Raw genomic sequence first — 19,020 nt, 5'->3', positions numbered from 1 at the left:
CACATCCTGGCATGTTCACGGTATCCATTGGGGAAATTCATGCGCTCCATAACGCGTACGGCTCTGGGCGCGGCGACCGCCGCCGTCCTGAGCGTCACCGCGGTCGCGCCTTCCGGGGCGGCCGACAAGCCGTCTGACGGAGCGTCGGGGAAGAGACCCGTCGTCGGCAGCGGGACCGCGACCGCGGGTGGCAAGCAGGTGTCGGTCACCCTCGTCACCGGCGACAAGGTGCTGGTGACCACGGACCCGGCGGGCCACAGCTCCGCGTCCGTCCTGCCCCGTGAGGACGGCACCCGGCCGACCGTCCAGACGTATCAGAGCGGCAAGGACCTCTACGTCTACCCGGACGACGCCTCCCGGGCCATCGCCGACGGCAAGGTCGACGAGCAGCTGTTCAACGTCACCGGGCTCATCCGTCAGGGATACGACGACGAGCACACCGACGCGCTGCCGCTCATCGCCACGTACCAGAAGAGCGTGAACCTCGCCGACAGCACGCCGGCCGCCCCTCGCGGAGCCGAGCGGGGCCTGAGCCTCCCGGCGGTGGACGGCGTCGCGCTCAAGGCCGGCAAGGACACCGCCGCCGCCTTCTGGCAGGACGTCACCGGCACCCGCTCGCGTTCCGCCTCCACGCTGAAGAAGCTGTGGCTGGACGGCAAGGTCGAGGGCACGCTGGACCGCTCCACCAAGCAGGTGCACGCCCCGGAGGCATGGGCTGCCGGCTACGACGGCAAAGGCACCAAGGTCGCCGTGCTGGACACCGGCGTGGACGCCGAACACCCGGACCTGAAGAGCCAGATCACCGAGTCCAAGAACTTCACGAACTCCAAGGACACCACCGACCACGTCGGTCACGGCACCCACACCGCCTCCACGGTCGGCGGGACCGGAGCGGCCAGCGACGGCCTGAAGAAGGGCGTCGCCCCCGGCACGTCCCTGCTCATCGGCAAGGTCCTCGACGACTCGGGCTCCGGTCAGGACTCCTGGGTCATCGCGGGCATGCAGTGGGCCGTCGACCAGAAGGCCGACGTCGTCTCGATGAGCCTCGGCAATGCCACGATCCGCGACTGCACGGACCCGGTGGCCCAGGCCGCGAAGGAACTCTCGCAGAACACCCACTCGTTGTTCGTCGTCGCGGCCGGCAACTCCGGTTCGGCCGCCGAGACCGTCTCCTCGCCCGGCTGCGTGCCCGGCGTGCTGACCGTCGGCGCCGTCGACCGCGACGACACCACGGCACCGTTCTCCAGCCGCGGTCCGGTCGCCGTCACCCACACCCTCAAGCCTGAGATCGCCGCCCCCGGTGTCGGCATCTCGGCGGCCAACGCGGGCGGCCGGGGCGTCTACGCCTACCAGTCGATGTCCGGTACCTCCATGGCCACCCCGCATGTCGCGGGCGCCGCGGCCATCGTCCGCCAGGCCCACCCGGACTGGACCGCGCAGCAGATCAAGGACGCCCTGGTCTCCTCCGCCCGCACCGGCGGCAAGGTCGCCGGCGCGGACGAGACCGGCTCCGGAGTGCTGGACGTGTTCGGCGCGGTGAACCAGAAGGTGCTCGCCCCGGCCGCCGTCCAGGCCGGCAGCTACAACTGGCCGCAGGACAGGTCGGACCGCACCACCACGCAGGTGCCCCTCACCAACACCGGCGGACGTGACCTCACCCTGGACCTGAAGGTCGGCGGGTTGCACGGCAACGACGGCAGCGACGTCCGCTCCGACATCGTCGAGCTGGGACAGGGCAGGGTACGGATCCCCGCCGGGGCCACCGTCCAGGTCCCGCTGCGGATCGACCCCACCGCCCGTCTCAGGGACGCCCAGTACGGCGCGGTCACCGGCCGGCTCCTGGCCACCGGCGGCGGCGCGCGCGTCTCCGTGCCCGTGACCCTCTACGTCCAGCCGGAGACGGTCACGCTCCGGGTCAAGCTCCTCGACCGCAACGGCACCCCCGCGGCGGGCCCGTCCTCCATGGACCTCGTCGAGCTCGACATCGACAAGGGCGAGCGCCGCATCAACGCGGGCGCGGCCGACCAGGTGTTCAACGTGCGCCCCGGCGACTACGCCCTGAGCAGCTACGTGACGTCGTACGACGCGAACAAGAAGGCCGAATCGGTCAGTTACCTCGCGAAGCCGCAGTTCCGGATCACCCGTGACACCACGGTCGTCCTCGACGCCCGCGAGGCCCACCGGCTGAGCCTGGAGACCGACCGCCCCTCGACGGTCGACAGCACCACCCTCAGCTACGCCCGCACGTGGGACGACACCTGGCAGATCGCCAGTTCAGTCGTGGTCGCCAAGACCGTCCCCGCGATCTACGCGGACATCGACGGACGCGCGGGGAAGGGCACCTTCGAGTTCCGGCCCACCTGGCGCGCCAGCGGCTCCGAGGACGGGGCGCCCTACGTCTACAACCTGTCGTACCCCACCGAGGGTCCGCTGCACTCCGACCAGGTCTACCGGCCGAGGGACTCCCGGCTGGCCCGCGTCACCGAGACGTGGAACGCCCTGGGCAAGGAAGCGGACTACCTCGACGCCCTGTTCGTCCGTCCGGGCGGGGCCGACAGCGACCTGCTCACCGTCAGCTTGTTCAGCCCGGTCCACGTACCCGGTACCCGCACCGCCTACTACACGACGGGCGACGACTCCTGGTACCACGGCGTCATGACCAGCTTCCCGTTCGCCGCGTTCATGGGCGACCAGGAGCGCACCTACCGGGCCGGGGAGCGCCGGGCCGAGGAGTGGTACGGCGGCCCGATGCGGCCGGCCGCGCCGCGCGACGCCGACGGCGAGCTGATGCTGTCCGCCGAGCGGCAGGGCGACCTGATGGGCTTCCAGAACGCGCTCTGGGTCGACAACTCCGGTGACCACTGGACCTACGGAGGGTCGTTCGGCGACCTCGGCAACCTGACGCTGAAGCGCGACGGCGAGAAGATCGGCGGCAGTTACGACCCGTACGGCGTGTTCGAGGTGCCGGACGAGGACGCGGCGTACGAGCTCACCCAGAAGCTGGAGAAGATCCTCTCCGCGGACCGGAACTGGCTGCGTTCCACCGCCGTCACCACCACGTGGAGCTTCCGCTCCCACCGCGAGCCGGACGTCTACTCGCGCGGCCTGCCGATCCTCGCCCCGGTGTACGACCTGCCGGCCGACGGCCTGAACACCCTGCCGGCACAGAGCGGCATCAAGGTCGGCCTCTCGGCCGAGGGCCACGCCGGGTACACCCCGGGCGCGATCACGAAGGCCTCGCTGTCCTACTCGTACGACGGCGGCACCACCTGGACCGAGGCGCCGACCCAGCACCGGTACGGCAGGTGGACGGCCGTCCTCGACCACACCGGCGCCTCCGGCCGGCAGGTCATGACGAAGGTCGCCCTCACCGACGCCAAGGGCAACGCGGTCACCCAGACCGTCACCCGCGCCTACGACGTCCGCTGACCGACCGGGTCCGGCCGGCAGCCTCGCGCGAGAGGCTGCCGGCCGGACCCGCCGTCGTACCGGAGGAGGGCGGAACCGGACCCTCTTGTCGACACGGTCACGCATGCACGCCGGAGAGTGCATATCCGAACCCATCAGGTCGCGAACGGTCCGAACCTGTCGGGATGAGATGGAGAAGATGCGCTGGCTTCGCCCCAGCGACGTGAGATTTCGTGCTGTATGAGAGGGTCGGGCGGGTGAGTGAGACACCACCGAACACCCTGCAATACCGCTTTGACGGACCGGAGGACGCGCCTGTCCTGATCCTGGGTCCCTCGCTGGGGACGACCTGGCACATGTGGGACCGGCAGGTCCCGGAACTCTCCAAGAACTGGCGGGTCTTCCGCTTCGACCTGCCGGGACACGGCGGGGCCCCCGCGTATCCGGCCGGATCGGTGGCCGAACTCGCGGAGCGCCTGCTCGCCACCCTCGACCTGCTGGGCGTCCAGCGGTTCGGATACGTGGGCTGCGCGTTCACCGGGGCCCTCGGGATCGAACTGGCGCTGCGCCGGCCGGAGCGGGTCGCCTCCCTCGCCCTGATCGCCGCCTCGCCCCGCTTCGGCACCGCCGACGAGTTCCGGCAGCGCGGCGTGATCGTGAGGACGAACGGGCTCGACCCGATCGCCCGCACCTCACCGGAACGCTGGTTCACGAGCGGCTTCGCCGCGGCTCAGCCGGCGATCACCGAGTGGGCCGTCCAGATGGTGCGCACCACCGACCCGGGCTGCTACATCGCGGCCTGCGAGGCGCTCGCCGCCTTCGACGTGCGGGCCGAACTGGGCATGGTCGAAGTGCCCACGCTCGTTCTCGTCGGTTCCGACGACGAGGTCACCGGGCCCGCGGAGGCGCGCACCCTGGTCGCCGGGATACCGGACGCCCGCCTCGCGGTCGTGCCCGGCGCCTCGCATCTGGTCCCCGTCGAGCAGCCCGCCGCCGTCATGGACCTGCTGGTCCGGCACTTCTCCACCGCCTGGCAGCCGGCCTTCGACCCGGCCACCGGCCAGCTCGCGGTCCTCGGCGCCCGGGCACGCGCCCTGCCGGTCGCACCGCCGCAGGCCGGGCCCTTCGCGGAGATCGCCCCGCCCGCCGTACCGTCCGAGCTCATGGGGCGGCCCGATCCCTACGACGTCGGGCTCAAGGTGCGGCGCGAGGTGCTGGGGGACGCGCACGTCGACCGGGTGCTGGCCTCGGCGGACGAGTTCTCCGGGGACTTCCAGGAGCTCGTCACGCGGTACGCGTGGGGTGAGATCTGGGACCGGCCCGGACTGGACCGGCGCTCGCGCAGCTGCGTCACCCTCACCGCCCTCGTGGCGGGCGGCCACCTCGACGAGCTCGCCTTCCACACCCGCGCAGCCCTGCGCAACGGCCTCACGCCGGTGGAGATCAAGGAAGTGCTGCTCCAGACGGCCGTCTACTGCGGGGTCCCGGCGGCGAACAGCGCCTTCAAGGTGGCGCAGGAGGTCATCCGCGAGGAGACGACCCCCGAGGAGTGAGCCCGGCGGCGGCTTCCGAGGAATCCTGCCCCCGTGCGGTCACGGGGGCAGGATGGAAACCATGAGACTCACCAAGATGTCGCACGCCTGCGTCCGCCTGGAGAAGGACGGGCGGACGCTCGTCATCGATCCCGGCGGTTTCAGCGAGGAGAACGCAGCCCTGGGCGCCGACGCCCTCCTCGTCACGCACGAGCACCCCGACCACTTCGACGAGGAGCGGCTGCGGACGGCCATGGAGGCCAACCCGGCCGCCGAGATCTGGACCCTGCGGTCGGTGGCGGAGAAGATCTCCGCCGCCTTCCCCGGCCGGGTGCACACCGTCGGCCACGGCGACACGTTCTCCGCCGCCGGGTTCGACGTCCAGGCGCACGGCGAGCTGCACGCCGTGATCCACCCGGACATCCCGCGCATCACCAACGTCGGCTATCTCGTCGACGGCGGCCGCGTCTTCCACCCCGGCGACGCGCTCACCGTCCCCGGCCGGCCGGTCGAGACGCTGATGCTCCCGGTGATGGCTCCGTGGAACAAGATCTCCGAGGTCATCGAGTACGTCCGCGAGGTCGAGCCGCAACGCACGTACGACATCCACGACGCCCTGCTCACGGACCTGGCCCGGCCCATCTACGACCGCCAGATCGGCGCCCTCGGCGGCTCCGAGCACCTGCGGCTCGCGCCGGGAGCCTCGGCGGAGGTCTGAGCCCCGGGAGCGACGACGCCCGGCGCGTGAACCCGACGATCGCACCGGCGGCCCGCGCGGCGGCGACCGTGGCTCTCCGACGCCGGCACCGCCGTCCCCGGGTGTCGGCGGCGGACCCGTTGTCGGACCCGCCCGGTAGGTTGTGAGGCATGCGCATCGCCACCTGGAACGTGAACTCGATCACCGCCCGTCTCCCGAGGCTGCTGGCCTGGCTGGAGAGCAGCGGCACGGACGTGCTCTGCCTCCAGGAGGCCAAGGTCGCCGCCGAGCAGTTCCCGGTCGAACAGCTGCGCGAGGCGGGTTACGAGTCGGCCGTGCACGCCACGGGACGGTGGAACGGCGTGGCGGTGATCTCCCGGGTCGGCCTGGAGGACGTGGTCAAGGGCCTGCCCGGCGGCCCCGGGTACGAGGGCGTGGAGGAGCCCCGGGCCGTCTCCGCGACCTGCGGCCCGGTCCGGGTCTGGTCGGTGTACGTGCCGAACGGCCGCGAGGTGGACCACGCCCACTACGCGTACAAGCTCCAGTGGTTCGAGGCCCTGAGAGCGGCGGTGGCGGGCGACGCCGCGGGCGGCCGGCCGTTCGCCGTGCTGGGCGACTACAACGTGGCCCCCACGGACGACGACGTGTACGACGTGGCCGCGTTCGAGGGCCTGACCCATGTCACCCCGGCCGAGCGCGCCGCGCTGAGCGCCCTGCGTGAGCAGGGCCTGACGGACGTGGTCCCGCGTCCCCTCAAGTACGACCACCCCTACACGTACTGGGACTACCGCCAGCTCTGCTTCCCGAAGAACCGGGGCATGCGCATCGACCTCGTCTACGGCAACGAGGCGTTCTCGACGGCGGTCAAGGACGCGTACGTCGACCGCGAGGAGCGCAAGGGCAAGGGCGCCTCGGACCACGCGCCGGTCGTCGTGGACCTCGACGTCTAGGACACACCTCCCGGACCCGCCCCCGGGCCCCACGAGACCGCAGGGGGCCCGGGCGGGCCCGATCTCCGGCGGCCGCGCGACCACCGCCCCCTGCGATACCAACCGCCTCCGCGATCTGCGTCGCGCCCGACGGCCGCTGATCCTCACCGCCCGCCCGCCTGCCACGCGCCCGGCCGCCGCGCGCCCGCCTGCCGCGCGCCCGGTCCACCCGAGCCCTCCCGGCGCCGAGGCGGGCAGCCCGAGTTGTTCCTCGCCGTGCTCAGGGCGCGCCGCGCGACCCCCGCGCGCACGGCGGCGACCACGGCGCCTCGCCGCGTCGTGGGATCGAACGAGTGAGCCCGTGCGAGGGCGGCCCGGAGCCGGCCCCCGCGTCTACGCCGCCCTCGCGAACCGGCCATCGTCGAGCGGGAGTTCGGCCGGAGCGGTACCGCGACTCGTCCGCCCCGCGCCCCTCCGCCGGGTGGACCGTCGGCCGTCGGGGCGGACTTCCGGCGTTCCCGGTCACGGCACGACGCTTCACCCGAAGATCTCGTCCGCGGTCCGGTCCTGCCCCGGCGGGGTGAGTGTCGTCCGGCCGGGTAGGACCCCGGTGAGGCCCGGGAGGTGAAGCCGGGGCGACGCGATTCGCCTGATCCTGAGATCAACTGCCGCGAGATACATTCTTGCCGAATGCCGGAAACGCGAAGCTTCGGCGATCGCACCCCACGGAGAGGCCGGTCATGAACATCCCCTTCCTGGACAAGTGGCGCAAGCGGAGTCCGGTACGGCGGGACCAGGCCCTCGCCGCCGCCTTCGAGGACGATCCGGAGGGCGTCGCCGAGTTGCTCTCGGAATGCGAACTGCTCCGTTCCCAGGCCGCCGCCGTCGGCCTCGAACTGGACGACACCCCGTCCTCGTTGGCGGCGCTCGACCAGCTCCTGCCGCTGTGGCGCGACGACCCCGAGGCGCTGCCCTGGCTGGGCAACGACGCGGGCCTCTACCTCGGCACGGTCGTGGTGCGCACGGTGACGGGCGCCACCTGGCACGTCTGGCCCGGCGGGACCCCGGTGGTCAGACTCGTCTCGGGACGGGAGCTCGCGGTCGTCGAGGCGGGGCTCGACTGGGCCGTGCAGGGCGTGCCCGAGCTGTCCCAGATGTACGCCGAGGCCTCGGAGGGGTAGCCGGTGCGGCGGATTCCGGATGCCGTCGGCGTGTCGGGACGGCCCGTGACGCGGCCTCACCCGCAGATATCGGCCCCGCGCGCGTGTCGCCCTTCGAGGGCCGTGTCGCGTCGATAGTTTGCGCTGACCGACACGGCTGAGAGGGGGCGGACCGGATGGCTGGCGATCCGTTGATCGAGCTGCACGACGTCAACAAGCACTTCGGGGCGCTGCACGTGCTGCAGGACATCAACCTCACCGTCGACAGGGGAGAGGTGGTCGTGATCATCGGACCGTCCGGGTCCGGCAAGTCGACGCTGTGCAGGGCGATCAACCGTCTGGAGACCATCGAGTCGGGGACGATCAAGCTCGACGGGCAACTGCTCCCGGACGAGGGAAAGTCCCTCGCACGGCTCCGCGCCGAGGTGGGGATGGTGTTCCAGTCCTTCAACCTCTTCGCGCACAAGACGGTGCTGCAGAACGTCTCGCTCGGCCAGACCAAGGTCCGGGGCCGCAAGAAGGAAGAGGCGGACCGGCGCTCACGGCAACTCCTCGACCGCGTGGGCCTCGCCTCGCAGGCCCCCAAGTACCCCGCTCAGCTCTCCGGCGGACAGCAGCAGCGGGTCGCGATCGCCCGCGCGCTCGCCATGGACCCGAAGGTCATGCTGTTCGACGAACCGACCTCGGCACTCGACCCCGAGATGATCAACGAGGTCCTGGAGGTGATGCAGCAACTCGCGCGGGAGGGGATGACCATGGTCGTCGTCACGCACGAGATGGGTTTCGCGCGCTCCGCCGCCAACCGCGTCGTGTTCATGTCCGACGGCCGCATCATCGAGGACCGCACCCCGGAGGAATTCTTCGTCAACCCGCACAGCGACCGGGCCAAGGATTTCCTCTCGAAGATTCTCAAGCACTGAGCGGGGAGCCCCCGCGCGACGTGCACCACCTGTGTGAAAGCGCGTCCGTACAGCCCGTCCGCACCGCCCGCCCGTACCGTTCGTCGTATCGCGGGCCGCGATCACCGCCCCTCACGCACCGGTCCGTCCGTGTGCCGTGAGCGTGCTCTTCCCCCGCCGGGAAGCGGGTCGCGGCCGACGTCGACTACGATTTGCCGTTCATCCCCGCGGGGACGGTGATCTCGCCGAACCGCTCGGGGTGTGCGTGCTGCTCTTCCGGTTCGCCGTACAGGCGTCCCGGTGGGAGCGGCGCGGTCCCGAGACCGAGGCCCTGGACGTGGCTCCGGCCGCACCAGGGACGCTGCCGCCGAGTGGGGTTCCCCCCACGGCCCCGACACCGTAGGGGGAGCGGCAGCTCACAGGGCCAGGCCCGGCCGGCGGCAGCCGGAGATCACTGCTCGCGCAGGGGCACCGACACGTACGACGGGTCGTGCTCCGGCGAGGAGAAGGTCAGCTGCGCGCCGGACGGGTTGTGCTCGATGTAGAGCGGGTCGACCGTGTCGACGACCAGGGCGAGCCGATGCCCCGCCGGGACGTCGTAGGCCGTGGAGAACAACTCCAGGTCCACACCGAACGGCTGGCCGGGCGTCTGCCCGTGGAAGGTGTACGGCGCATTGCTGACCAGTTTGCCGATGCCCAGCGGGCCCACGTCGTAGAGGTACGCGACGAGCGTGCCGCTCCCCTTGGTGGCGGTGACCGTGGTGTGCAGCCTGGCGGTGCCCCGGACGTGCTGGGCGCTCGTGTACTTCTCCGACTGCCACACCGCCGCCCAGTAGCGCGGCAGCAACGGGATCGAGGCCATCGGCGGAATCCGGGTGAGCTGGTCGAGGATGCTGGACAGGAAGATGATGCCGCCGTCCGCGCCCGAGTCGACGTTCGCGTGGATCCTGGTCGTGCCTTCGAGAGCGATCTTCCTCGTGGTGGCCCCGACCGACTTCCAGTCGGAATAGCCCTCGTAGCCGCCCGTGGAACGGGACTTGAGCTGGACCGGCTGCTCGCGGTCGATGCCGTTGTCCGCGCCGCGCAGGTAGTGGTCGAACCAGCGGCCGGTGTCGGTCCACACGTCGTTGGGGAGGCCGAACAGGCCGGGCAGCTCGGCGGTGGCGTGGTCGCCGGGACGGAACTCCAGCCGCTTGGGCCCGGTCAGCTCGTCGTAGAACGTGGCGTACTGGTTGGGCGAGAAGATCGTGTCGCCCCAGGTGTTGGCCATGAAGACGGCGGCGCCGTTCTTGTTGAGCTGGTCGACGTACGTCTCGGGGGAACGTTTCTTCCCCCAGTCGACCAGATCTTGTTCCTTCGACAGGTTCGAGGCGAAGAAGTCCTTGAACACCTGCTGGGTCTCCGCGGAGGGGTGGCCGGTGACATGGCCGACGCCGTTCAGCAGGGCCGCCGCCTGTACGTGCTCGGTGCGGCCGGAGTAGATGGACGCGGTCAGGTCGGCCCAGCCGCTCAGCGCCGCGACGGCCTTGACGCGCTTGTCGTGCGCGGCGGCGAGCAGGCTGATCCCGGCGCCGTAGGAGACGCCCGCCACGCCGACCCTGCGCGGATCGGAGGGGGTGTTGGCGAGCGCCCAGTCGATCACCTTGGACACGTCGGCCGTGTCGTGCGGGCCCGCGACATCGATCTCGCCGTCCGACTGCCAGAAGCCGCGGACGTTGTAACCGACCACGACATAACCGGAGTTCGCGAGCTTCTGGGCCTGTACGAGGTATTCGACCTGCGGGAGCCCCCAGCTCGTGGGCAGCACGATGAGCGGGTAGGCGCGGGTACCGTCACCTCCGGCGGGGGTGATCACATTGGCCTTGAGGGTCGTGCCGCCGTCACCGGAGATGTCGACGAAGCGGACGCCGCTCGTGCCGCCCGCGGCCTGGGCGGTGGGCGCCAGACCCAGACCCGCGGCGACGATGAGGGTCGCGGAGAGGGCACCGACGGCGGATGTGCGCAGGGGATTGCGACCGTGTCCCAACGGGTCACTCCTCACTAGGGCAGTGCAAAGTGACCTGACGGTAACCTCGACGGCTTACCTGAAGTAACCCGTCGGTAAGTTACGTACGAGTAACGGTTGTTGAAGTGTTCATTTCCGGCTGGACCTCGGAGGCGGTTCACGCCGACCTGGCCGGAACATGACCGGTGCTGCTCAGGAATCCGCGGACTCCGCGCGCTTCCTGGCGGCCGACGAGGTGCGCGTGCGCGTGGGTGCCGGCGTGGTCGTGGGCTCCGGCGTGGGCAGCGGTGTCTGCGCGGCGCGCGTGACGTCCGCGACGACCTCGACGACATCGGGGCCGTACGCCTGGGAGTTCACGACCTTCAGGAGCAGGACGAAGCTGCTGCCGCCGTGCTTGCGGGCGAGGCGCGTGTGGTTGCGGGCGAGGTAGCGGGTCGCCGCCTGGTTGGTGATGGCTCGCTGGCCGCAGAAGAGGAAGACCGGCCTCGCGCCCCGGGTCTGACCCGCCGTCAGACGGGCGAGGATCACGTACTCGGCCTTGCCCGAGTCCATCCGGTAGTGCTCGCTGCCGATCTGGAAGGCGCCCCGGTCGGGCCCCGGCTCGGAATCGACGTCGACGCGTATGCCGGGGAGCAGGGAGTGCAGATGCGCGGCCATGCGCCGGTTGGACGCGGGGCCGCCCACGCAGAACTCCGTCCGCTCCCCGAAGCCCTGCTGCGTCGCGTCGTGCGCGATGACCTGGGCGTGCGCGCCGCAGTCCTTGATGAGCGCGGACAGTTCGAGGAGCGCGAACACGTCGTGGCGCATCACCGTGAGTTCGGGGCCGCCCGCCTCGCGGTTCACCACCAGCAGGGACTCGGAGTTGTCGGGCAGCCCGAAGAACGCCTGCTTGCGGCGGAGTCTGCGCTTCCACAGATAGGTGCGGGCGAGCCAGCCGAGCGCGGCACTGATGCCGGCCGCCAGGACGCCGAGGACAATGTTGCGCACGTCGTCGTTCATGGGCGCGCATGCTATCGGGCTCGCGAAACGGTGTTCGAGGGGGCCTGACGCGGGCACGGCGCGGAAGTTACGCTGCGCAGACGTCTGTTGACTGGAGGTACGCATGCGTCGCCCTCTTGCGCGGAATCTGGCGGTCCTGGCGGTTTCGGCCGCGGTGGTGTCGGTCGGTGCGGCGGCGCCACCCGGGGCACCGGCCGTCGGCGCGGCCGCGAGAGCGCCCGTGGCGAAGGTCCCCGTCGCGGTCGGCTACGGAGGCGCCGTGGCGAGCGTGGACGCGGACGCCTCCGCCGCCGGTGTCGAGGTGTTGAGGAGCGGTGGCAACGCCGTCGACGCCGCCGTCGCCACGGCGGCGGCCCTGGGCGTCACCGAGCCCTACTCGTCCGGCATCGGCGGGGGTGGCTACTTCGTCTACTACGACGCCGAGTCCCGTACGGTGCACACGATCGACGGACGGGAGACGGCGCCCTCGACCGCCGACTCCGGACTCTTCCTGGAGAACGGCAAGCCGCTCGCCTTCGCGGACGCCGTCACCAGCGGGCTGGGCGTCGGTACGCCGGGCACCCCCGCCACCTGGCGAACGGCCCTGGACGAGTGGGGCAGCAAGCGCCTGAGCGGCGTCCTGAAGCCGGCCGAGCGCCTCGCCCGCTCCGGGTTCACCGTCGACGCGACCTTCCGCTCCCAGACCGAGGCCAACCAGGCGCGCTTCAAGAACTTCCCCGACACCGCGAAACTCTTCCTGCCCGGTGGCTCGCTGCCGGTCGTCGGATCGACGTTCAGGAATCCCGATCTCGCCCGTACGTACGAGGAGTTGGGGAGAAAGGGGACGGACGAGGTCTATCGCGGCGCGCTCGGCCGGGAGATCGTCGACACCGTCAACAAGCCGCCCGTGGACCCGGCGTCCGGCTACAACGCCCGCCCCGGCAAGCTGTCCCCGAACGACCTCGCGACGTATGAGGCGAAGCGCCGGGCGCCCACCAGGACCTCGTACCGCGGTCTCCAGGTCTACTCGATCGCGCCCTCCTCCTCCGGTGGCACCACCGTCGGCGAAGCGCTCAACATCCTGGAGAAGACGGACCTCTCGAAGGCGAGTGAGGTCCAGTACCTGCACCGCTCCATCGAGGCGAGCCGGATCGCCTTCGCGGACCGGGGCCGCTGGGTGGGCGACCCTGCCTTCGAGGACGTACCCGCGAAGGCGCTGCTCTCGCAGAGGTACGCGGACGGGCGGGCCTGCCTCATCAAGGACGACGCGGTGCTGACGAGCCCGCTCGCGCCGGGGGACCCGAACGGTCCCGCCGCCTGCGCCACCACCGGGACGGCCGCCCCGACAACGTACGAGGGCGAGAACACGACCCATCTCACGGTGGCCGACAAGTGGGGCAACGTCGTCGCCTACACGCTGACCATCGAGCAGACCGGCGGCAGCGGGATCACGGTCCCCGGGCGCGGCTTCCTCCTCAACAACGAGTTGACGGACTTCTCCTTCGCGCCGGCCAACCCGGCCGTGCACGACCCCAACCTGCCCGGTCCCGGCAAGCGCCCGCGCTCGTCGATCTCGCCGACCATCGTGCTCGACCGCCACGGGCGGCCCGTCGTGGCGCTCGGTTCGCCGGGCGGCGCGAGCATCATCACGACGGTTCTGCAGACGCTCACCGGGTTCGTCGACCGGGGCCTCCCGCTGGTCGACGCGATCGCCTCACCGCGCGCCAGTCAGCGCAACGCGGCCCAGACCGAACTCGAACCCGGCCTGTACGACAGCCCGTCGAGGGCACGGCTCGAAGCCATCGGCCACTCCTTCCGGCTCAACCCGGAGATCGGCGCGGCCACCGGAGTCCAGCGGCTTCCCGACGGCAGGTGGCTGGCCGCGGCGGAGACGGTACGGCGGGGCGGCGGATCGGCGATGGTGGTGAGGCCCGCGCAGTAGCGGTCGGGTCGTACGGCGACCGAGCCCTGCGGAGGGCCGAGCCTCGGCGGGCGGGGCGAGCCTCGTGGCGGGCGGGCCGCCACGGGGCTCGGCCGGATCGGCTCCACCCCGCGGCGGCCCGCGCCCCGCGCGGTCAGCGAGCCGTCAGGATGCGCGGGCCCGAGTCCGTGATGGCCACCGTGTGCTCCGCGTGGGCCGCGCGTGAGCCGTCGTCGGTGCGCAGCGTCCAGCCGTCGGGGGCGGGGTGGTAGCCGTCCGTACCGCCGCCGATGAGCATGGGCTCGATGGCGAGGACCATGCCGTGCCGCAGGGGCAGTCCGCGGCCCGGGCGGCCCTCGTTCGGGACGGCCGGGTCCTCGTGCATCCGGCGGCCCACGCCGTGGCCGCCGAAGCCTTCGGGGATCCCGTACCCCGCCGCGCGGCACACCGTACCGACGGCGTGCGCGATGTCCCCGATGCGGTTGCCGACCACGGCCGCCGCGATACCCGCGGCGAGGGCGCGCTCGGCGGTCTCCACGAGCCGCACGTCGGCGGGGCGCGGCTCGCCGACGATGAAGCTGATGGCCGAATCGCCCACCCAGCCGCCCAGTTCGGCGCCGAAGTCGACGGAGACCAGGTCGCCGTCGTGCAGCCGGTACGTCGTGGGGATGCCGTGCACGATCGCCTCGTTCACGGAGGCGCAGATGACCGCGGGGAAGGGCGTGGGCGCGAAGGAGGGCCGATATCCCAGGAAGGGCGAGGTCGCGCCCGCCTCGCGCAGCACCTGGTGCGCGACCTCGTCCAGCTCCAGCAGGGAGACGCCCACGTCGGCGGCCTCCCGCACGGCCGTGAGCGCCCTGCCCACGACCTGGCCCGCCGCGTACATCTCGTCGATCGATGTGTCCGTCTTCAGTTCCACCATGCCAATTACTATACCGGTATTAGAATGGGGTCCATGGTGCGAACCCCCCTGACCCCCGAAGAGCGCGAACGCGGCGAGCGGCTCGGACGACTGCTGCGCGAGGCCCGGGCGGGCCGCAGCATGGCGGACGTCGCCGGGGTGGCCGGAATCTCCGCCGAGACGCTGCGCAAGATCGAGACCGGACGCGCGCCCACGCCCGCCTTCTTCACGGTCGCGGCGCTGGCACGGGCCCTGAGCCTCTCGATGGACGACCTCGTCGTGCGGTGCGCGTTGGTGCCGGTGGCCTGACGGCCGGTACCCGCACCCGTTCGGCGCGCCCGAACGGGAGTGTGTCGACACGGCCCGTCCGCGAGGGTTCCGCATGCCCGACGAAAACTGCCTGTAGCCGCGGCGTAACACATATGGTGTTCGCTGTCGGACCGGAGTGCTCGGATCGGGCGGGGAGTTGGGCGATGACTGTAGAACAACTCCCGGTACAGGTACTGGAGTTCGCCAGGTACCTGAACGGGCTGGTGGGGCGGCTGGATCAACGCGGCGGCTGGTGCGGGGTCTTCTGGCAACGCGACCCCGACGGCATGCGGGCCTGCCTCGAAGGCTGGGAGGTGCCGCCCTGGGACGTCGTGGAGGCGCTCCTCCAGGATGTGCTCACGGGGTTCGGCGAGCGCGCCGCCGCACAGGAGACCGCACGGGCCCGCGCCCTGCACGACGCCTCGCTGGCCGCGTACGACACCCGTCCGGGAGGCCGGGACGCCCTGGGCGACCGTCTGGACGTCATGCTCCGTGAACGGCGCTACGCCGCCGAACGCCAGGCCGAGCTGGGCAGGCTGCTCCACTCGGCCGGTTCCGGGGAAGAGGCCGAGGCGCTCCGCGTGGACCTGGCCTGGGCCCAGGACGACCAGGAACGCGCCACCGCGCGCTGCGCCGAACTCCGTCACCGCATGGACAGGGTCGACCATCACGCCCTGGGCGCCCGTACATGGGGCGCGGCGGGCTCTCCAGGTACGCACACGAACGAGAGCCCGGGCGTGCGCGACCCCGGCGCGAGCGACCTCGCCCGGCCTCAGGGCTCCGGCCCCGGCCTCCGTCCGGAGGCTCCCGGGCAGGCGGGGTCCGGGTCCTCCCCGGCGGAGCACACGGGGCGCGAAGGGCCGTACGCCGGATCCGACGGCAGGGGTGTCGCGCGTGAAGGCGCCGGTGAGCCCGGCGTCCCGCGGCGGCAACGGGGAGCGGGTGACCCGAACGCAGGCCCTGAGGAGACCCATGGGGCCACCGGGCGCGCCGCCCGTCCGCGGCCCACTCCCGAGGACTCCGCGCCTCCCGTGGCACCCCCCGCCCCCGAGCGGCGTTCCCGGCGGAGCGGGCGCTCCCGGGGCAGCGCCCGCTTCGCCGGGATGGCGGAGCCGGACGGGGTGCCCGGGGCCGTACCGGAGGAAGCGCCGGCACTGCCCACCCAGGCCGCGCCGGGCAGGCGGACACCGCGCGGCGCGCGTTTCGCGGGGGCCGAAGAGGAACCGGCGCGCCCGCGGACGGAGCCGGAACCACCGGACGAGGAGGCGCGACGGCTCACCGCGGACACCGTCGGGACCCTCACACGACTGCGGAGCGACGGCCGCAGCGGCGAGGCGCACGCCCTGCTCGTCGAGGCGGCGTACTGGCCCGCCGCGCGCTTCCCCCTGCTCGCCGCCGAACTGCACCGCGCCGGTCTCGACGCGGACTGGGCCACCCTGCTGTGGGAGGCGGCCTCGCTGCCCGCCGACCGGCTGGTCGACGCGGCGGGCGCGCTCACCGCCGCCGGCCGCGCCGAGGACGGCCGGCAGATGCTGCGCCAGGGCGTCGCCCGGCCCGCGTCCGAGATCGGGGCCGCCGTACTGGACCTCGCCGACAAGGGGCGCGGACGGGAGATCGGCGCGCTCCTCGACGCGTACGTCCGCGTACGCACCCCGGAGGAGGCCGCCCGCAGCGCCGAGGCGGATCCCCATCGCCTTGTCCCGCTTCTCCTGGAAGCCGCGCGGAACGTGTCCGACGCGTGCCACTGGGATCTGCTCCACGCTTTACGCGTCGCCGGTCTCACGACGTGACGGCCGCCGGCCCGGGCGTGAGCCGCCCGCTCCGGAGGGCGACCGCGCGCCCCGTCCGCGGACTCCGTCCGGCGGCGGCGCAGGGGAGCGCGCCGTCCTCCGATCGGCCCCACCCTCACGCATCACCGGCCACGTCACTCACCCGTGAGGGGCAGAAACGTGATCGACTCGGCGGGTTAACGACGATGGTCTTGGCAAGGCTGTCCGGGGGGCTTACTTTCGAGCCTCTACAGCCTTTGTCTACGGGCGTAGAGGCTCTCTGACGTCCCGTCGAAGGAGCAGCTCATGGCCAATGTCGTCCGTGCCGCCCTGGTCCAGGCCACCTGGACCGGCGACACCGCATCCATGGTCGCCAAGCACGAGGAGCACGCCCGCGAGGCGGCCCGGCAGGGTGCCAAGGTCATCGGATTCCAGGAAGTCTTCAACGCCCCCTACTTCTGCCAGGTCCAGGAGCCCGAGCACTACGGCTGGGCGGAAGCCGTCCCGGACGGGCCCACCGTCACCCGCATGAGGGAACTCGCGCGCGAGACCGGCCTGGTGATCGTCGTGCCCGTGTTCGAGGTCGAGCAGTCCGGCTTCTACTTCAACACCGCGGCCGTGATCGACGCCGACGGCACCTACCTCGGCAAGTACCGCAAGCACCACATCCCGCAGGTCAAGGGCTTCTGGGAGAAGTACTACTTCAAGCCCGGCAACCTCGGCTGGCCCGTCTTCGACACGGCGGTCGGCCGGATCGGCGTCTACATCTGCTACGACCGGCACTTCCCCGAAGGGTGGCGGCAGCTCGGCCTGAACGGCGCCCAGCTCGTCTACAACCCCTCCGCCACCTCCCGCGGCCTCTCCGCCCATCTGTGGCAGCTGGAGCAGCCCGCCGCGGCCGTCGCCAACGAGTACTTCATCGCCGCGATCAACCGGGTCGGGCAGGAGGAGTACGGCGACAACGACTTCTACGGAACCTCGTACTTCGTCGACCCGCGCGGACAGTTCGTCGGCGGTACGGCGAGCGACAAGGCCGAGGAACTCATCGTCCGCGACCTGGACCTCGACCTCATCGAGGAAGTACGCCGGCAGTGGGCGTTCTACCGCGACCGGCGCCCCGACGCCTACGAAGGGCTGGTGCAGCCATGACCGACCTGTACGCCCGTCATCAGGCCGTCCTGCCCGACTGGCTCGCCCTCTACTACGAGGACCCGATCGAGATCACCCACGGCGAGGGCCGCCACGTCTGGGACGCCGAGGGGAACAAGTACCTCGACTTCTTCGGCGGCATCCTCACCACGATGACCGCGCACGCCCTGCCCGAGGTCACGAAGGCGGTCGGCGAGCAGGCCGGCCGGATCATCCACACCTCGACGCTGTACCTCAACCGGCCGATGATCGACCTCGCGGAGCGCGTGGCCCAGCTCTCCGGCATCCCCGACGCCCGCGTCTTCTTCACCACCTCCGGCACCGAGGCCAACGACACGGCCCTGCTGCTCGCCACCACCCATCGCCGGAGCAACCAGATCCTGGCGATGCGCAACAGCTACCACGGCCGGTCGTTCAGCTCGGTCGGGATCACCGGCAACAAGGGCTGGTCGCCTACCTCCCTGTCACCGCTGCAGACGCTGTACGTGCACGGCGGCGTCCGCACGCGCGGCCCGTACGCCGACCTCGACGACGCCGCGTTCATCGCCGCCTGCGTCGACGACCTCAAGGACCTGCTGGGCCACGTCCGGTCGCCCGCCGCGCTGATCGCCGAACCGATCCAGGGCGTCGGCGGCTTCACCGCACCCCCCGACGGCCTGTACGCGGCCTTCCGCGAAGTACTTCAGCAGCACGGCGTCCTGTGGATCGCCGACGAGGTGCAGACCGGATGGGGCCGCACCGGCGAGCACTTCTGGGGCTGGCAGGCGCACGCCGCCTCCGGGCCGCCCGACATGCTCACCTTCGCCAAGGGCATCGGCAACGGCATGTCGATCGGCGGCGTGGTCGCCCGCGCCGAGATCATGAACTGCCTCGACTCCAACTCCATCTCGACCTTCGGCGGTTCGCCGGTCACGATGGCCGCGGGGCTGGCGAACCTCACCTACCTCCTCGAACACGACCTCCAGGGCAACGCCCGACGCGTCGGCGGCCTGCTCATCGAACGGCTCCGGGCGGTCGCCGCGCAGTTCGACGGCGTACGCGAGGTGCGTGGGCGCGGACTGATGATCGGCGTCGAACTGGTCGAACCGCGCACCGGCCGGGCCAACCCCGCGGGAGCCGCGGCCGTCCTCGAAGCCGCCCGCGAGGAAGGCCTGTTGATCGGCAAGGGCGGTGGTCACGACACCAGCGTGCTGCGCATCGCGCCGCCGCTCTCGCTGACCGTCGCGGAGGCGGAGGAGGGCGCGTCGATCCTCGAAAGCGCCCTGCGGCGGGCCCAGTAACGGATCGTGAACAAGGGCGGGTGAGCGGAAGGGGCGCGCGGTGTCGAAGACCCGGGCGCGCGAGACCCGAAGCACCGGGCGGG

The 19,020-nt window shown here is 71.7% G+C and carries 14 protein-coding genes; 11 read left to right on the top strand and 3 right to left on the bottom strand.

Annotated elements, in window-relative coordinates; all coding sequences use genetic code 11:
• Positions 1-39: 39 nt before the first annotated feature.
• The 6 genes from ACFYW7_RS15190 (at position 40) to ACFYW7_RS15165 (ending at position 8,646) form a co-directional block, all read left to right on the top strand.
• A complete protein-coding gene (locus tag ACFYW7_RS15190) occupies positions 40-3,429 on the top strand; it encodes a S8 family serine peptidase (RefSeq protein ID WP_389502080.1) in 3,390 nt (1,129 codons plus the stop codon).
• Positions 3,430-3,665: 236 nt separating this feature from the next.
• Positions 3,666-4,961 carry a 4-carboxymuconolactone decarboxylase gene (gene pcaC, locus ACFYW7_RS15185; protein WP_389502078.1) on the top strand — a complete coding sequence of 432 codons (1,296 nt, stop codon included), beginning with the start codon at positions 3,666-3,668 and terminating at the stop codon, positions 4,959-4,961.
• A 61-nt stretch (positions 4,962-5,022) separates the two neighbouring features.
• Positions 5,023-5,658, top strand: a complete 636-nt coding sequence (locus tag ACFYW7_RS15180; RefSeq protein WP_389502075.1) for an MBL fold metallo-hydrolase — start codon at positions 5,023-5,025, stop codon at positions 5,656-5,658.
• Positions 5,659-5,807: 149 nt separating this feature from the next.
• Entirely contained in the window at positions 5,808-6,587 is a 780-nt protein-coding gene (locus ACFYW7_RS15175) for an exodeoxyribonuclease III (RefSeq protein WP_389502072.1), read from the top strand.
• Positions 6,588-7,306: 719 nt separating this feature from the next.
• A complete protein-coding gene (locus ACFYW7_RS15170) occupies positions 7,307-7,747 on the top strand; it encodes a DUF6278 family protein (RefSeq protein ID WP_389502070.1) in 441 nt (146 codons plus the stop codon).
• A 155-nt stretch (positions 7,748-7,902) separates the two neighbouring features.
• Positions 7,903-8,646: an amino acid ABC transporter ATP-binding protein gene (locus tag ACFYW7_RS15165; protein ID WP_389502068.1), complete on the top strand. Its 744-nt coding sequence runs from the start codon at positions 7,903-7,905 to the stop codon at positions 8,644-8,646.
• 430 nt (positions 8,647-9,076) lie between these two features.
• On the opposite strand, the gene ACFYW7_RS15160 is transcribed toward ACFYW7_RS15165, so the two are convergent.
• Together ACFYW7_RS15160 and ACFYW7_RS15155 are read right to left on the bottom strand one after the other, a co-directional pair.
• A complete protein-coding gene (locus ACFYW7_RS15160) occupies positions 9,077-10,651 on the bottom strand; it encodes an alpha/beta fold hydrolase (protein ID WP_389502066.1) in 1,575 nt (524 codons plus the stop codon).
• 171 nt (positions 10,652-10,822) lie between these two features.
• A complete protein-coding gene (locus ACFYW7_RS15155; RefSeq protein ID WP_389502064.1) occupies positions 10,823-11,629 on the bottom strand; it encodes a hypothetical protein in 807 nt (268 codons plus the stop codon).
• Between the two features lie 103 nt (positions 11,630-11,732).
• Here ACFYW7_RS15155 and ggt point away from each other — a divergent pair, with 103 nt between their 5' ends.
• Positions 11,733-13,550 (top strand): gamma-glutamyltransferase, encoded by a 1,818-nt coding sequence (gene ggt / locus ACFYW7_RS15150; protein WP_389502062.1) that lies wholly within the window; start codon positions 11,733-11,735, stop codon positions 13,548-13,550.
• A gap of 133 nt (positions 13,551-13,683) precedes the next feature.
• Here the strand turns inward: ggt and map are convergent, their stop codons facing one another.
• Complete coding sequence (gene map / locus ACFYW7_RS15145) at positions 13,684-14,451, bottom strand: type I methionyl aminopeptidase (RefSeq protein ID WP_389502060.1); 768 nt, start codon at positions 14,449-14,451, stop codon at positions 13,684-13,686.
• 33 nt (positions 14,452-14,484) lie between these two features.
• Between map and ACFYW7_RS15140 the strand changes: the two genes are divergently transcribed.
• The 4 genes from ACFYW7_RS15140 to ACFYW7_RS15125 all read left to right on the top strand — a co-directional run bounded on the left by ACFYW7_RS15140 (position 14,485) and on the right by ACFYW7_RS15125 (position 18,937).
• The gene (locus ACFYW7_RS15140) at positions 14,485-14,739 is read left to right on the top strand and encodes a helix-turn-helix domain-containing protein (protein ID WP_389502058.1); all 255 of its coding nucleotides are present in this window, start codon (positions 14,485-14,487) and stop codon (positions 14,737-14,739) included.
• A gap of 164 nt (positions 14,740-14,903) precedes the next feature.
• On the top strand, positions 14,904-16,529 hold the full coding sequence (locus tag ACFYW7_RS15135; protein WP_389502056.1) for a hypothetical protein: 1,626 nt from the start codon (positions 14,904-14,906) through the stop codon (positions 16,527-16,529).
• A 285-nt stretch (positions 16,530-16,814) separates the two neighbouring features.
• A complete protein-coding gene (locus ACFYW7_RS15130) occupies positions 16,815-17,657 on the top strand; it encodes a nitrilase-related carbon-nitrogen hydrolase (RefSeq protein WP_389502054.1) in 843 nt (280 codons plus the stop codon).
• Positions 17,654-18,937 carry an aspartate aminotransferase family protein gene (locus tag ACFYW7_RS15125; RefSeq protein WP_389502052.1) on the top strand — a complete coding sequence of 428 codons (1,284 nt, stop codon included), beginning with the start codon at positions 17,654-17,656 and terminating at the stop codon, positions 18,935-18,937. The genes ACFYW7_RS15130 and ACFYW7_RS15125 overlap by 4 nt, the downstream gene beginning before the upstream one ends.
• Positions 18,938-19,020: the final 83 nt, after the last annotated feature.

Origin of the sequence: Streptomyces sp. NPDC002580, assembly GCF_042889485.1 — a bacterium.
Lineage (GTDB): Bacteria > Actinomycetota > Actinomycetes > Streptomycetales > Streptomycetaceae > Streptomyces.
The sequence above is the reverse complement of the archived record's forward strand: the minus strand, read 5'-3'. Positions and strand labels throughout refer to the sequence as shown.

Coding starts and splice junctions, on each gene's coding strand:
- ACFYW7_RS15190 (WP_389502080.1), top strand. CDS start 40: ATGCGCTCCATAACGCGTACGGCTCTGGGCGCGGCGACCGCCGCCGTC.
- ACFYW7_RS15180 (WP_389502075.1), top strand. CDS start 5,023: ATGAGACTCACCAAGATGTCGCACGCCTGCGTCCGCCTGGAGAAGGAC.
- ACFYW7_RS15175 (WP_389502072.1), top strand. CDS start 5,808: ATGCGCATCGCCACCTGGAACGTGAACTCGATCACCGCCCGTCTCCCG.
- ACFYW7_RS15170 (WP_389502070.1), top strand. CDS start 7,307: ATGAACATCCCCTTCCTGGACAAGTGGCGCAAGCGGAGTCCGGTACGG.
- ACFYW7_RS15165 (WP_389502068.1), top strand. CDS start 7,903: ATGGCTGGCGATCCGTTGATCGAGCTGCACGACGTCAACAAGCACTTC.
- ACFYW7_RS15155 (WP_389502064.1), bottom strand. CDS start 11,629: ATGAACGACGACGTGCGCAACATTGTCCTCGGCGTCCTGGCGGCCGGC.
- ggt (WP_389502062.1), top strand. CDS start 11,733: ATGCGTCGCCCTCTTGCGCGGAATCTGGCGGTCCTGGCGGTTTCGGCC.
- map (WP_389502060.1), bottom strand. CDS start 14,451: ATGGTGGAACTGAAGACGGACACATCGATCGACGAGATGTACGCGGCG.
- ACFYW7_RS15140 (WP_389502058.1), top strand. CDS start 14,485: ATGGTGCGAACCCCCCTGACCCCCGAAGAGCGCGAACGCGGCGAGCGG.
- ACFYW7_RS15135 (WP_389502056.1), top strand. CDS start 14,904: ATGACTGTAGAACAACTCCCGGTACAGGTACTGGAGTTCGCCAGGTAC.
- ACFYW7_RS15130 (WP_389502054.1), top strand. CDS start 16,815: ATGGCCAATGTCGTCCGTGCCGCCCTGGTCCAGGCCACCTGGACCGGC.
- ACFYW7_RS15125 (WP_389502052.1), top strand. CDS start 17,654: ATGACCGACCTGTACGCCCGTCATCAGGCCGTCCTGCCCGACTGGCTC.